This is a genomic window from Pseudomonas sp. B21-059 (genome assembly GCF_026016285.1).
Lineage (GTDB): Bacteria > Pseudomonadota > Gammaproteobacteria > Pseudomonadales > Pseudomonadaceae > Aquipseudomonas > Aquipseudomonas danubii.
The window spans coordinates 482,097-496,034 of sequence record NZ_CP087201.1 but is presented as its reverse complement, the minus strand read 5'-3'; the positions used below and the strand labels follow the sequence as shown (position 1 = coordinate 496,034).

Here is a 13,938-nt window from a genome sequence, read left to right as displayed (position 1 = left end):
GCCGGCGCGACGCTGGCTCTTCTTTCACGTCCGTCAAGGAGCCGACCATGCAAGTGAAAGCGCTGATTGCCCTGGCCCTGCTAGCCGTCCTGAGCCCCACCAGCCAGGCCACCAACCTGATGTACATGCCCTTTGAAAAAGTCGTGGCCGACGCCGAGCGCGCCGGGCGCCTGGATGGCAGCGTGAGCTTCCACCTGGCCGGCAACCCGCTGCCACCGGTGCTCCAGGTGCGGCTCACTGAAGTGACCACCCACAAGAAGACCAATGCCTCCAACAAGAGCGATATCGCTGCCTGCGAGTGGGCGTTGCAGTCGGCGCTGATCACCCTGCAAGCCGCAGCCAAGCGGGTCGGCGCCAACGCGGTGACCAACATCGTCAGCTACTACAAGCGCCGCGTACGCAAGGACCTCAACACCTACGAATGCCGCGCCGGGGTGCTGATGGCGGGCGTCGCCCTGCGCGGCGACCTGGTCATCCTGCAGCCCCCGGTGCGCCCCAACAGCCCCTCAGGACGCGGCCCCGGTCTTGCGCGTCAGTAGCTCGACAAAGGCCTTGGCCATGGGCGAGGCCTGGTCCTTGCGCTGTACCAGCCACACCGCCGACATGGCCTCCGGGTCCAGCAGCCGCCGATAGACCACGCCGTCGATGCGCATGCGCTGGTAGGACGCCGGCAGTACCGAGACGCCCAGCCCCGCTGCGACCAGGCCGATGATGGTCATGGCTTCACCCGCCTCCTGGGCGAAATGCGGGGTAAACCCGGCCTCCCGGGACAGGCTCAGCAACTGGGCATACAGGCCGCTGCCATAGCTGCGGGGGAAGAACACAAAAGGCTCCTGGGCCAGCGCCGCCAGGTGCAAGCCCTCTTCACTGCCGCTGGCCAGCGGATGCTTGGCGCTGAGCACCGCCACCAGCGGCTCGCGCAGCAGCTCCACCACCGACAAGGAGTCCGGCAAGGGCAAGGGCCGCATGATGCCCACCTGGATCGTCTGGTCCACCAAGGCTTCGGCCACCTGGGTGCTGCTCATTTCCTTGAGCTTGAGGTGCACCGCGGGAAAGCGCTGGCGAAAGGCAAAGATCGCCTGGGGAATGGTCGAGTTGAAGGGGGCTGACGAGGTGAAGCCGATCTTCAGCTCGCCCAGTTCGCCCAACTGCGCGCGCCGGGCCACGTCTGCCGCCTTGTCCACCTGAGCCAGCACCAGGCGCGCCTCTTCGAGGAACAGGCGCCCGGCCTCGCTAAGCTCGACCCGACGATTGGTACGCTCGAACAGCCGGGCGCCCACCTCCTGCTCCAGGGCCTGGATCTGTTGGCTCAGCGGTGGCTGGGAAATGCCCAGCACCTGGGCCGCGCGGCCGAAGTGCAGCTCTTCGGCGACGGCAATGAAGTAGCGCAAATGACGCAATTCCATGGGTAACTCCATTGAGTCGTTAAAGCTATCAAACAGGTCGAACAATATATTGGAAATGATCATTAGCCAGCTATATGCTTTTTTCCATTGCCTGACCGGCTGCGTTCCTCCGAGGTTCCTGTGAAAACCGCTGTTGCCCCCCTTGCCCACACCCTCGCCGCTACGCCCCTGGACGAAGTGGTCGCCCAACTCAACGAGGTCTACATCGAAAAAGGCACACCGCTGTTCATGCGCACGGTGCTGGCGCTGTTCTCCGGGGGCTTTGCCACCTTCGCCCTGCTGTACTGCGTGCAACCGATGATGCCGCTGCTGTCCCGGGAGTTTTCCATCAATGCGGCACAAAGCAGCCTGATTCTCTCGGTGTCGACGGGCATGCTGGCCATCGGTCTGCTGATCACCGGGCCCATTTCCGACCGCATCGGCCGCAAGCCGGTGATGGTGGCGGCCTTGCTCGCCGCGGCCCTGTGCACCATCGCCAGCGCACTGATGCCCAGCTGGCACGGAGTGCTGGTGATGCGGGCGCTGGTGGGGCTGTCCCTGAGCGGGCTGGCGGCGGTGGCCATGACCTACCTCAGCGAAGAGATTCACCCCCAGCACATCGGCCTGGCCATGGGCCTGTACATCGGCGGCAATGCCATTGGCGGCATGAGCGGGCGACTGATCACCGGGGTGCTGATCGACTTCGTCAGCTGGCACACAGCGATGCTGGTGATCGGCGGCCTGGCATTGATCGCCGCCGCGGTGTTCTGGCGCATCCTTCCCGAGTCGCGCAACTTCCGCCCCCGCTCGCTGCACCCACGCAGCCTGCTGGACGGCTTTACCATGCACTTTCGCGACGCCGGCCTGCCCTGGCTGTTTCTTGAAGGTTTCCTGCTGATGGGGGCCTTCGTCACCCTGTTCAACTACATCGGCTACCGCCTGCTGGCCGATCCCTATCAGCTGAGCCAGGCCTGGGTCGGGATGCTCTCGGTGGTCTACCTCTCGGGGATCTACAGCTCGGCGAAGATCGGCGCCCTGGCGGACCAACTGGGCCGACGCCGAGTGCTCTGGGCCACCATCGTGCTGATGCTGGCGGGGATCGCCCTGACCCTGCTGACGCCGCTGTCCCTGGTGCTGATCGGCATGCTGCTGTTCACCTTCGGCTTCTTCGGTGCCCACTCGGTGGCCAGCAGCTGGATCGGCCGCCGTGCCACCAAGGCCAAGGGCCAGGCCTCCTCGCTGTACCTGTTCAGCTACTACGCCGGTTCGAGCATTGCCGGCACCGCTGGCGGGGTGTTCTGGCACCTGGCGGGGTGGAACGGCATCGGCCTGTTTATCGGCGCCTTGCTGGTGGGAGCACTGCTGATTGCCATGAAACTGGCCAAACTACCGCCTTTGTAACGCCTGGCCAGCTCCTACACGAATCGGGTCTGTGCCGGCGGCCCTTGTAGGAGCTGGCTTGCCAGCGAAGGCGTCTGCCAGGCAGGTGCAAGTCTCGAGGGCCCATTCGCCAGCAAGCTGGCTCCTACAGAAAGTGTCCGCCAATGAAAACGCCCGGCAGGTGCCGGGCGTTTTTTATGGGGTGGCGCTTACGCGTGGTATTGCGCCGACAACTCGTGCACCGCTTCCAGGAAAGCACCGGCATGCTCCGGCTTCACTTCCGGGGTGATGCCGTGACCCAGGTTGAACACATGGCCGCTGCCGGTGCCGTAGCTGGCGAGGATGCGCGCGACTTCGCTGCGGATCGCCTGCGGATTGGCGTAGAGCACGGTGGGGTCCATGTTGCCTTGCAGGGAAACCTTGCTGCCGACACGCCGACGGGCTTCGCCAATGTCGCAGGTCCAGTCCAGGCCCAGGGCGTCGGCGCCAGCATCGGCAATGCTCTCCAGCCACAGGCCGCCGCCCTTGGTGAACAGGATCACCGGCACCTTGCGCCCCTCGTGCTCGCGGATCAGGCCGCTGACGATCTTGCGCATGTAGGCCAGGGAGAATTCCTGATAGGCCGCCGACGAAAGGCTGCCGCCCCAGCTATCGAAAATCTGCACCGCCTGGGCACCGGCCAGGATCTGCCCGTTGAGGTAGGAAGTGACCGACTGCGCCAGCTTGTCCAGCAGCAGGTGCATGGCTTGCGGGTTGTCGTAGAGCATGGCCTTGGACTTGCGGAAGTCTTTCGACGAACCGCCTTCGACCATGTAAGTGGCCAGGGTCCAGGGGCTGCCGGCAAAACCGATCAGCGGCACGCGGCCATTGAGTTCGCGACGAATGGTGCTGACCGCGTCCATCACGTAGCCCAGGTCCTTTTGCGGATCGGGGATCGGCAGGGCTTCGATGTCGGCCAGGGTGCTGACCACTTTCTTGAAGCGCGGGCCTTCACCGGTCTCGAAGTACAGGCCTTGGCCCATGGCGTCGGGGATGGTGAGGATGTCGGAGAAGAGGATCGCCGCATCCAGCTGTGGATAGCGGTCCAGAGGCTGCAGAGTGACTTCGCAGGCGAACGCCGGGTTCATGCACAGGCTCATGAAGTCACCGGCATTGGCACGGCTGGCGCGGTATTCAGGCAGGTAGCGCCCGGCTTGCCGCATCATCCACACCGGGGTGACGTCTACGGGTTGCTTGAGCAGGGCACGAAGGAAACGGTCGTTCTTCAGGGCAGTCATGTCGGCATCCGGAAAAAAAGTGGGGGCATTTTCTCAGAGCGCGACACAAAAGGCACGGCAAGAGCCGTTTCTTTATGTCTATGGGGTCAATTTGTCACGGGGACGGGCACAGATCCCGTAGGAGCCCGCTTGCTGGCGAAACGATCGACGCGGTGCATCAACAGCACCGCGTTATCGTTGTTCGCCGGCAAGCCGGCTCCTACAGGAGCGATCAGACGCCCAGGTAGTCGAGGATGCCTTCGGCGGCGTTACGCCCTTCGAAGATCGCCGTCACCACGAGATCAGAACCGCGCACCATGTCGCCACCGGCAAAGATCTTCGGGTTGCTGGTCTGGTGCTTGAACGCGCCCTGCTCCGGCGCCACGACGCGGCCCTGGCTGTCGGTCTGGATGTCGAACTGCTCGAACCACGGCGCCGGGCTTGGGCGGAAGCCGAAGGCGATGACCACGGCGTCGGCCGGGATGATCTCTTCGGAGCCGGGGATCGGCTCGGGGCTGCGGCGGCCACGGGCGTCCGGCGCACCGAGACGGGTCTCGACCACCTTCACGCCTTCGACCTTGTCTTCACCGACGATGGCGATCGGCTGGCGGTTGTAGAGGAACTTCACGCCTTCTTCCTTGGCGTTCTTCACCTCTTTGCGCGAGCCGGGCATGTTGGCTTCGTCACGACGATAGGCGCAGGTCACCGACTTGGCGCCCTGGCGGATCGAGGTGCGGTTGCAGTCCATCGCGGTGTCGCCACCGCCCAGTACCACGACCTTCTTGCCCTTCATGTCGACGAAGTCTTCCGGCGACTTTTCAAAGCCCAGGTTGCGGTTGACGTTGGCGATCAGGAAATCCAGGGCGTCGTACACGCCCGGCAGGTCCTCACCGGCAAAGCCGCCCTTCATGTAGGTGTAGGTGCCCATGCCCATGAACACGGCATCGTATTCGGCGAGCAGTTGCTCCATGGTCACGTCCTTGCCCACCTCGGTGTTGAGGCGGAACTCGATGCCCATGCCGCTGAAGACTTCGCGACGATTGCTCAGCACGGTCTTTTCCAGCTTGAACTCGGGGATGCCGAAGGTCAGCAGACCGCCGATCTCCGGGTTCTTGTCGAACACCACCGGGGTCACGCCGCCACGCACCAGCACGTCGGCACAGCCCAGGCCCGCCGGGCCCGCACCGATGATCGCCACGCGCTTGCCAGTGGGCTTGACCTTGGACATGTCCGGGCGCCAGCCCATGGCGAAGGCGGTGTCGGTGATGTACTTCTCCACCGAGCCGATGGTCACCGCGCCAAAGCCGTCGTTGAGGGTGCAGGCACCCTCGCACAGCCGGTCCTGGGGGCAGACCCGGCCGCAGACTTCCGGCAGGGTGTTGGTCTGGTGCGACAGCTCGGCGGCAGCGAGAATGTTGCCCTCAGCCACCAGCTTGAGCCAGTTGGGAATGAAGTTGTGCACCGGGCACTTCCATTCGCAGTACGGGTTACCGCAACCCAGGCAGCGGTGGGCCTGGTCGGCCGACTGCTGGGGTTTGAAGGGTTCGTAGATCTCCACGAACTCTTTCTTGCGTTGACGCAACAGTTTCTTCTTCGGGTCTTTACGCCCGACCTCGATGAACTGGAAGTCGTTATTGAGACGTTCGGCCATGTTCAGGAACCTCTTTACGACAGCCTCAAGCGACGAGCTTCAAGCTGCAAGACAATCACATTAAGTCGGCACACCGCGCACGAGCTTCAAGCTTGCCGCTTGAGGCTCGTAGTCTGCAGCTGCGTTACTGCGGATTCGCACGAGTACTGGAGAGCAGGGACTTCAAGCTCGCCGCCTTGGGCTTGACCAGCCAGAAGCGACGCAAGTAGTCGTCGAGGTTCTCAGCGAGGTTACGACCCCATTCGCTGTCGGTTTCCTCGACATACTCGTTCAGCACACGCTGCAGGTGGCTGCGATAGGCTTCCATCGCTTCGCCGCTGATCCGCTGGATTTCCACCAGTTCGTGGTTGACCCGGTCAACGAAAGTGTTGTCCTGGTCGAGCACGTAGGCGAATCCGCCGGTCATGCCTGAGCCGAAGTTGTAACCGGTCTTGCCCAGGACGCAGACAAAACCACCGGTCATGTACTCGCAGCAGTGATCGCCAGTGCCTTCCACCACCGTGTGGGCACCGGAGTTACGCACGGCGAAACGCTCGCCCGCGGTGCCGGCGGCGAACAGCTTGCCGCCGGTGGCGCCGTACAGGCAGGTGTTGCCGATAATCGCGCTGTCCTGAGTCTTGTAGACGCTGCCCTTGGGCGGAACGATGACCAGCTTGCCGCCGGTCATGCCCTTGCCCACGTAGTCGTTGGCATCGCCTTCCAGGTAGAGGTTCAGGCCACCGGCGTTCCACACGCCGAAGCTCTGCCCCGCAGTGCCCTTGAAGCGGAACGTGATCGGTGCCTGGGCCATGCCCTGGTTGCCGTGCAGCTTGGCGATTTCACCGGAGATCCGCGCACCGATGGAACGGTCGCAGTTGCAGATATCCAGGGCGAAGTCGGCACCGCTCTTGTCGTTGATCGCCGAACGCGCCATCTCGACCATTTTCTCGGCCAGCAGGCCCTTGTCGAACGGTGGGTTGCGGTCCACCTGGCAGAACTGCGGTTTGTCCGCCGGGATATGGTCGCTGCCCAGCAACGGGGTCAGGTCCAGGTGGTGCTGCTTGGCGGTCTGGCCTTCGAGGATTTCCAACAGATCGGTACGACCGATCAGTTCTTCCAGGGAGCGCACGCCAAGCTTGGCCAGCCACTCGCGGGTTTCCTCGGCGACGTAGGTGAAGAAGTTCACCACCATGTCGACGGTGCCGATGTAGTGATCCTTGCGCAGCTTCTCGTTCTGCGTCGCCACGCCAGTGGCGCAGTTGTTCAGGTGGCAGATGCGCAGGTATTTGCAGCCCAGGGCGATCATCGGCGCGGTGCCGAAGCCGAAGCTCTCGGCGCCGAGGATGGCCGCCTTGATCACGTCGAGGCCGGTTTTCAGGCCGCCGTCGGTCTGCACCCGGACCTTACCGCGCAGGTCGTTGCCGCGCAGGGTCTGGTGGGTTTCCGCCAGGCCCAGTTCCCACGGCGCACCGGCGTACTTGATCGAGGTCAGCGGCGAAGCGCCAGTGCCGCCGTCGTAGCCGGAGATGGTGATCAGGTCGGCATAGGCCTTGGCCACACCGGCAGCGATGGTGCCAACGCCGGCTTCAGCCACCAGCTTCACCGAAACCAGGGCCTGAGGGTTGACCTGCTTGAGGTCGAAGATCAGCTGCGACAAGTCTTCGATGGAGTAGATGTCGTGGTGCGGCGGTGGCGAGATCAGGGTCACGCCGGGGACCGCATAGCGCAGCTTGGCGATCAGGCCGTTGACCTTGCCGCCGGGCAGCTGGCCGCCTTCGCCGGGCTTGGCGCCTTGAGCCACCTTGATCTGCAGCACTTCGGCGTTGACCAGGTATTCCGGGGTCACACCGAAACGGCCAGTGGCCACTTGCTTGATCTTGGAGCTCTTGATGGTGCCGTAGCGCGCCGGGTCTTCGCCGCCTTCACCGGAGTTGGAACGCGCACCGAGGCGGTTCATGGCTTCGGCCAGGGCTTCGTGGGCCTCGGGCGACAGGGCGCCCAGGGAGATGCCGGCGGAGTCGAAGCGCTTGAGGATCGATTCCAGGGGCTCGACTTCGCTGATGTCCATCGGCGTGTCCAGGGTCTTCACCTGGAACAGGTCACGGATCATCGACACCGGGCGGTTATCCACCAGCGCGGTGTATTCCTTGAACTTGGCGTAGTCGCCCTGCTGCACGGCGGCTTGCAGGGTGTTGACCACGTCCGGGTTGTAGGCGTGGTATTCGCCACCGTGGACGAACTTCAGCAGGCCGCCTTGCTGGATCGGCTTGCGCGGGCTCCAGGCTTCGGTCGCCAGGGCTTTCTGCTCGGCTTCGATGTCGACGAAACGTGCGCCCTTGATCCGGCTCGGCACGCCACGGAAGCTCAGGTTGCAAACTTCCTCGGACAGGCCGATGGCTTCGAACAGCTGCGCGCCACGGTAGGAGGCGATGGTGGAGATGCCCATCTTCGACAGGATCTTCAACAGGCCCTTGGTGATGCCCTTGCGGTAGTTCTTGAACACCTCGTAGAGGTCGCCCAGCACTTCACCGGTACGGATCAGGTCACCCAGCACTTCATAGGCCAGGAACGGATAGACCGCCGAAGCACCAAAACCGATCAGCACCGCAAAGTGATGCGGATCGCGGGCAGTGGCGGTTTCCACCAGGATGTTGGAGTCGCAACGCAGGCCTTTTTCGGTCAGGCGATGGTGCACCGCGCCCGTGGCCAGGGAGGCGTGGATCGGCAACTTGCCCGGCGCGATATGTCGGTCGCTGAGGACGATCTGGGTGCGGCCGGCGCGCGCGGCTTCTTCCGCCTGGTCGGCGACATTACGGATGGCCGCTTCCAGACCGACGCTCTCGTCGTAGTTGAGGTCGATGACCTGGCGCTCGAAGCCCGGGCGATCGAGGTTCATCAGCGAACGCCACTTGGCCGGGGAGATCACTGGCGAGCTGAGGATCACCCGCGAAGCATGCTCAGGCGACTCCTGGAAGATGTTGCGCTCGGCACCGAGGCAGATCTCCAGGGACATGACGATGGCTTCGCGCAGCGGGTCGATCGGCGGGTTGGTGACCTGGGCGAACTGCTGGCGGAAGTAGTCGTAAGGGGTACGCACGCGCTGGGACAGCACCGCCATCGGCGTGTCATCGCCCATGGAGCCCACCGCCTCGTAGCCCTGTTCGCCCAGCGGACGCAGCACCTGGTCACGCTCTTCGAAGGTGACCTGGTACATCTTCATGTACTGCTTGAGCTGGTCGACATCGTAGAAGGCCGAACCGTGGTCGTTGTCTTCCATGGTGGCCTGGATGCGCAGAGCGTTCTTGCGCAGCCATTGCTTGTACGGATGACGGGACTTCAAACGGTTGTCGATGGCGTCAGTGTCGAGGATCTGCCCGGTTTCGGTGTCCACGGCAAAGATCTGCCCTGGCCCCACACGGCCCTTGGCGATCACGTCCTCGGGCTGGTAGTTCCACACGCCGATTTCCGAAGCCAGGGTGATGAAGCCGTTCTTGGTGGTGACCCAACGCGCCGGGCGCAGGCCATTGCGGTCCAGCAGGCAGACGGCGTAGCGACCGTCGGTCATGACCACGCCGGCCGGGCCGTCCCACGGCTCCATGTGCATGGAGTTGTATTCGTAGAACGCGCGCAGGTCGGCGTCCATGGTCTCGACGTTCTGCCACGCTGGCGGAATGATCATGCGCACGCCGCGGAACAGGTCGATGCCGCCGGTGACCATCAACTCCAGCATGTTGTCCATGCTCGAGGAGTCGGAACCCACGCGGTTGACCAGCGGGCCGAGCTCTTCCAGGTCCGGGATCAGGTCGTTGGCGAACTTGGTGCGCCGGGCCACGGCCCAGTTGCGGTTGCCGGTGATGGTGTTGATCTCGCCGTTGTGGGCGAGGAAGCGGAATGGCTGGGCCAGCGGCCATTTCGGCAGGGTGTTGGTGGAGAAACGCTGGTGGAACACGCAGATCGCGGTTTGCAGGCGCGGATCGCCCAGGTCCGGATAGAAGGCGGCGAGGTCCGCCGGCATCATCAGGCCCTTATAGATGATGGTCTTGTGGGAAAAGCTGCAGATGTAGTGATCGGTGTCGGCGGCGTTGGCCACCGAGGAGCGACGACGGGAACTGAACAGCTTGATGGCGAAGTCCTGGTCGCTCAGACCCTGGCCGCCGATGAACACTTGTTCGATCTGTGGCAGGCGCTCCAGGGCCAGACGCCCGAGCACACTGGTATCGATCGGTACTTTGCGCCAGCCCACCAGCTGCAGGCCGGCGGCCAGGACCTCGCGGTTCATGTTTTCGCGAGCGGCTTCGGCTTTCACCGGGTCCTGGTTGAAGAACACCATGCCCACTGCATATTGCTTGGGCAGTTCGACGCCGAAATGCTCCGTGGCGACGGCGCGCAGGAACAGGTCGGGCTTTTGCATCAGCAGACCGCAACCGTCGCCGGTCTTGCCGTCCGCGTTGATCCCACCGCGGTGGGTCATGCAGGTCAGGGCCTCAATGGCCGTTTTCAACAGGGTATGACTGGGTTCGCCCTGCATATGGGCTATCAGGCCGAAACCACAGTTATCCTTAAACTCATCTGGTTGGTACAGACCTGCTTTCATAGACACTTTCTCACCAGGCTGCCTCTTATCGAGACAAATTTCTTTTCAATTCAACCACTTACCGTCCACGCCGAACGTACGCCAGCTTTGCGGGGGCAAAAGGGAGGTCATTGTACACACCGACACAAAGCCCCACAAATTTGACGACGATCTGTCGCAAATTCATGTCGCATTTATGAACGTTTTAAAGCGATATGCTGTGCTAGTCAAAAAGTTTTGTTTTTGACTGCCGCGACTCAAAAACTACTGTGACGCAGACACCACAAGGCACGCGGCCTGTAAGGCAGCATGCCGATGCGGAAATTTGAGGTTGCCGGGAGAGGCGGCCTGGGTAAGGCCGCCGAATCTTCAGCGAGTTGTTGCCAGTTCTTGTTGAACGCTAGCGACAGTGCGAGGCCAAGGTTTACCAGCCTGAACCTTCGCTGGCAAGGATTTGATGGCGCTGACCGCTGCATCGCGGCTTGCGAAGTTGCCGTAGGTGATCACATACAGCGGCTTGCCGTTGAGGACTTTCTTGAAGTAGCGGTATTCGCCGCCCTGTTCCTTAACAAAATTCTGCGCTGCGGCTTCCGAGCTGGTGCCGAGAATCTGCACCACGTAGTTGCCTGGCGCTTGTCCGGCGTACCAACTGCCACCGGCAGCCTTGGCTACAGTGACCGGCTTTTCCGCTGGCTTGGCGGCCGGAGCCGGCTTGGCAGCAACCGGTTTCTCTACCGGCTTGGGCGCAGGGGTCGGCTTGGCGGTGGCGACCTGGGTCGGGGCCGGAGTCGGTGCAGGACTGGCCACTGCACCAGCAGGTGGCGCGGTGGTGGTCACGGTTGGCGGAACGGCGCTGGAGCCTTCCACAGGAACCCCATCGTCGCCCTCGGTGATACCGCCTGCGGCTTCAGCCAGAGGACCGCGCATGACCGGTTGCGACTGGCCGACCAACGGCAGCGGCATCGGCTGAGACGAGCCGGCAAATTCCACCGATGGACTGCCATTGGCATTCGGTGTCGGTGTCTGCCCGAGGGGCAGTTGCGCTTGCTCGCTGGCCGGAGCCCCGGTGGTTGGCGCCTTACTGCGACCCGGCATCAACCAGGCTGCAGCCAGGGCCACAACCACTACAGCGGAAATGGCCAATACGTGTTTCTTCGGCATGTTGAACCCCATACTTGGACGCTTGACCGCGGAGCGGCTGGCGATCATGGCTTCGATCATTGCATCCCTGGCGACCTGGTTGATGTTGCCCGGCCAGCCATCGGAGCTTTCGTGAATATCACTGATCTGATCTGCGGAGAAAAGTTCGATGCCCTGACCCGCGCCTTCGAGGCGCTGAGCCAGATATTCACGGGTTTCCTCTTCGGTGTATGGCTGCAATTCGATGACGTGGAAGCGCTCTTCCTCGGCGCTCAACTGATCCAGGGACGCGATCAGCGACGACTCGCCGAACAGGAATACATGAGGGCGACCTTCCGGAGCGCCCGCCGCCAGGGCCAGCAGGGCCTCAAGTGCAGACTCGTCAAGCTGCTCGGCATCATCCACCAGCAGGTAGACTTCCTGACCGGTCAGGGCCAGTTGCACCACTTGGGCGAGGATTGCGCCGATCTCGGCCTGGGCCACGTTCAAGGCCTGGGCTACCTGGTGCAACACTCCGGCAGCATCGCTGGCGCCACGGGCGGAAACCACCACGCTTTGCACCGATTGCTTGTTGGTACTGGCGACCAGAGCCTGACGCAACAGCGTCTTGCCACTGCCCTGAGGGCCGGTAACTACCAGCAGCAGCTGACTGTAACGTGCCAGGTGATGCAACTGCCCCAGCACAGGCTTGCGTTGGGCAGGAAAGAATTTGAAGCCAGGGACCCGGGGAGCGAAAGGATCATGGCTCAACTGGTAATGGCCGAGGAAAGCCTCGTCGGCGTGCAAACTAGTCATCGGGATCTTATTAACCTTTAAGCTGAGCCAGGGCGCGGTAATCCGCTCCCAGCGTGGCCTGTAAAACCTCTTTCGGATAATCGTCGGTCACTACGGCTTCGCCCATGCGGCGCAACAGCACCAGACGCAAACGACCGTCGATCACTTTCTTGTCAATTGCCATATGTTCGAGGAAGTCCGCTTCGGTCATCTCTTCAGGCGGGATGACCGGCAAGCCCGCGCGCTGGAACAGGCGAATACCGCGGTCACGCTCCTGGCTGGTGATCCAGCCCAGGCGCGCGGACATTTCCAAGGCCATTACGGTGCCAGCAGCCACCGCCTCACCATGCAGCCAGACACCGTAGCCCATATGAGTCTCGATCGCATGGCCGAAGGTATGGCCCAGGTTGAGGGTGGCACGCACCCCCGATTCACGCTCGTCGGCACCGACCACCGCAGCCTTGGCCGCGCAGGAGCGTTCGATGGCATAGGTCAGCGCCTGCTGGTCCAGGGACCGCAGGCGATCGACATTCTCTTCCAGCCAGGTCAGGAACGGCTCGTCGCAGATCAGGCCGTACTTGATCACTTCCGCCAGGCCCGCCGACAGTTCACGGTTCGGCAGGGTATTGAGGCTGGTGGTATCGATCAGCACCACGTTCGGCTGATAGAAAGCGCCAACCATGTTCTTGCCCAGGGGGTGGTTGATGCCCGTCTTGCCCCCCACCGAGGAATCCACCTGGGACAACAGGGTGGTAGGAATCTGGATAAAGTCCACGCCGCGCTGATAGCAGGCGGCGGCGAAGCCGGCCATGTCGCCGATCACTCCGCCGCCGAGGGCAATGATGGTGGTTCGACGGTCGTGGCGCGCAGTGAGCAGGCCGTCGAAGATCAGTTGCAGGGTTTCCCAGTTCTTGTAGGCCTCGCCATCGGGCAGGACCACCGAAATCACCGAAAACTGCGCCAGACTGCGGGTCAAACGCTCAAGGTACAGCGGCGCAACGGTCGCATTGGAAATGATCGCCACTTGCCGCCCGGCGATATGGGGCACCAGCAGCTCGGGCCGGTCCAACAGTCCTTCACCAATGTGAATCGGGTAGCTGCGCTCGCCTAGATCGACCTTAAGTGTCTGCATGTGTCCCCACAGTGAAGATGGAAGCAGGCGTTGTGCCTTGTATTGACGATGGGCCTCGTCTGGTCTTCTGACGCTGCCCGATAGCTCTGCGCCACACCTTGGCGGTCATGGCGCGACGCCGAGAATAGCGCATTTCGCTCGACGCATTAACGGGGTGGCAGCTGCTGCAGGCGCTCGAGTATGTCCAGCACCACCATTCGTGGCGGCCGCTCATCGGTTTCCACCACCAGGTCGGCGATTTCCCGATAAAGCGGATCACGGATTTCCAACAGGTCGCGCAGGGTCTTGGCCGGATCGGCGGTGCGCAGCAAGGGACGATTGCGGTCCCGGGCGGTGCGCCCTACCTGCTGTTCCACCGAAGCGTGCAGATAGACCACGCGTCCACCGGCATGCAGCGCCCGACGATTGGCTTCGCGCATCACCGCACCACCGCCGGTAGCCAGGACCACGCCGTCGGTGCCACAGAGCTCGGCGATCATTGCCTGCTCACGATCGCGAAAGCCCGGCTCGCCTTCTTTATCGAAGATCCACGGAATATTCGCGCCTGTACGCAGTTCAATTTCCTTATCGGAATCTTTGAATGGCAGGCGCAGCTCTTTGGCCAGTAAGCGGCCTATGGTGCTTTTTCCAGCCCCCATCGGCCCAACAAGAATCAAATTTCGCACAGA

General features: G+C 62.7%; 9 protein-coding genes. 2 read left to right on the top strand and 7 right to left on the bottom strand.

Translation table 11 applies throughout. The features are described from left to right. Positions 1–47: 47 nt before the first annotated feature. Positions 48–539, top strand: a complete 492-nt coding sequence (locus LOY69_RS02245) for an excinuclease (protein WP_102882077.1) — start codon at positions 48–50, stop codon at positions 537–539. Here LOY69_RS02245 and LOY69_RS02240 read toward each other — a convergent pair. Further along, positions 507–1,406 (bottom strand): LysR family transcriptional regulator, encoded by a 900-nt coding sequence (locus LOY69_RS02240; RefSeq protein ID WP_102882202.1) that lies wholly within the window; start codon positions 1,404–1,406, stop codon positions 507–509. The two genes, LOY69_RS02245 and LOY69_RS02240, sit on opposite strands and share 33 nt — an antisense overlap. Positions 1,407–1,574: 168 nt before the next feature. Here LOY69_RS02240 and LOY69_RS02235 point away from each other — a divergent pair, with 168 nt between their 5' ends. Further along, positions 1,575–2,786 carry an MFS transporter gene (locus LOY69_RS02235; protein ID WP_265074868.1) on the top strand — a complete coding sequence of 404 codons (1,212 nt, stop codon included), beginning with the start codon at positions 1,575–1,577 and terminating at the stop codon, positions 2,784–2,786. 188 nt (positions 2,787–2,974) lie between these two features. Here the strand turns inward: LOY69_RS02235 and hemE are convergent, their stop codons facing one another. The 6 genes from hemE to aroK all read right to left on the bottom strand — a co-directional run bounded on the left by hemE (position 2,975) and on the right by aroK (position 13,935). After that, positions 2,975–4,042, bottom strand: a complete 1,068-nt coding sequence (hemE, locus tag LOY69_RS02230; protein WP_110651016.1) for a uroporphyrinogen decarboxylase — start codon at positions 4,040–4,042, stop codon at positions 2,975–2,977. Between the two features lie 211 nt (positions 4,043–4,253). Beyond that, positions 4,254–5,672 (bottom strand): FAD-dependent oxidoreductase, encoded by a 1,419-nt coding sequence (locus LOY69_RS02225; RefSeq protein ID WP_102882079.1) that lies wholly within the window; start codon positions 5,670–5,672, stop codon positions 4,254–4,256. A 124-nt stretch (positions 5,673–5,796) separates the two neighbouring features. Continuing rightward, on the bottom strand, positions 5,797–10,245 hold the full coding sequence (gene gltB / locus LOY69_RS02220; RefSeq protein ID WP_265074081.1) for a glutamate synthase large subunit: 4,449 nt from the start codon (positions 10,243–10,245) through the stop codon (positions 5,797–5,799). Between the two features lie 348 nt (positions 10,246–10,593). Next, on the bottom strand, positions 10,594–12,159 hold the full coding sequence (locus LOY69_RS02215) for an SPOR domain-containing protein (protein WP_265074080.1): 1,566 nt from the start codon (positions 12,157–12,159) through the stop codon (positions 10,594–10,596). A gap of 10 nt (positions 12,160–12,169) precedes the next feature. Beyond that, entirely contained in the window at positions 12,170–13,270 is a 1,101-nt protein-coding gene (aroB, locus tag LOY69_RS02210; protein ID WP_265074079.1) for a 3-dehydroquinate synthase, read from the bottom strand. A 146-nt stretch (positions 13,271–13,416) separates the two neighbouring features. Further along, a complete protein-coding gene (gene aroK, locus LOY69_RS02205; RefSeq protein ID WP_011058824.1) occupies positions 13,417–13,935 on the bottom strand; it encodes a shikimate kinase AroK in 519 nt (172 codons plus the stop codon). Between the last annotated feature and the right edge of the window lie 3 nt (positions 13,936–13,938).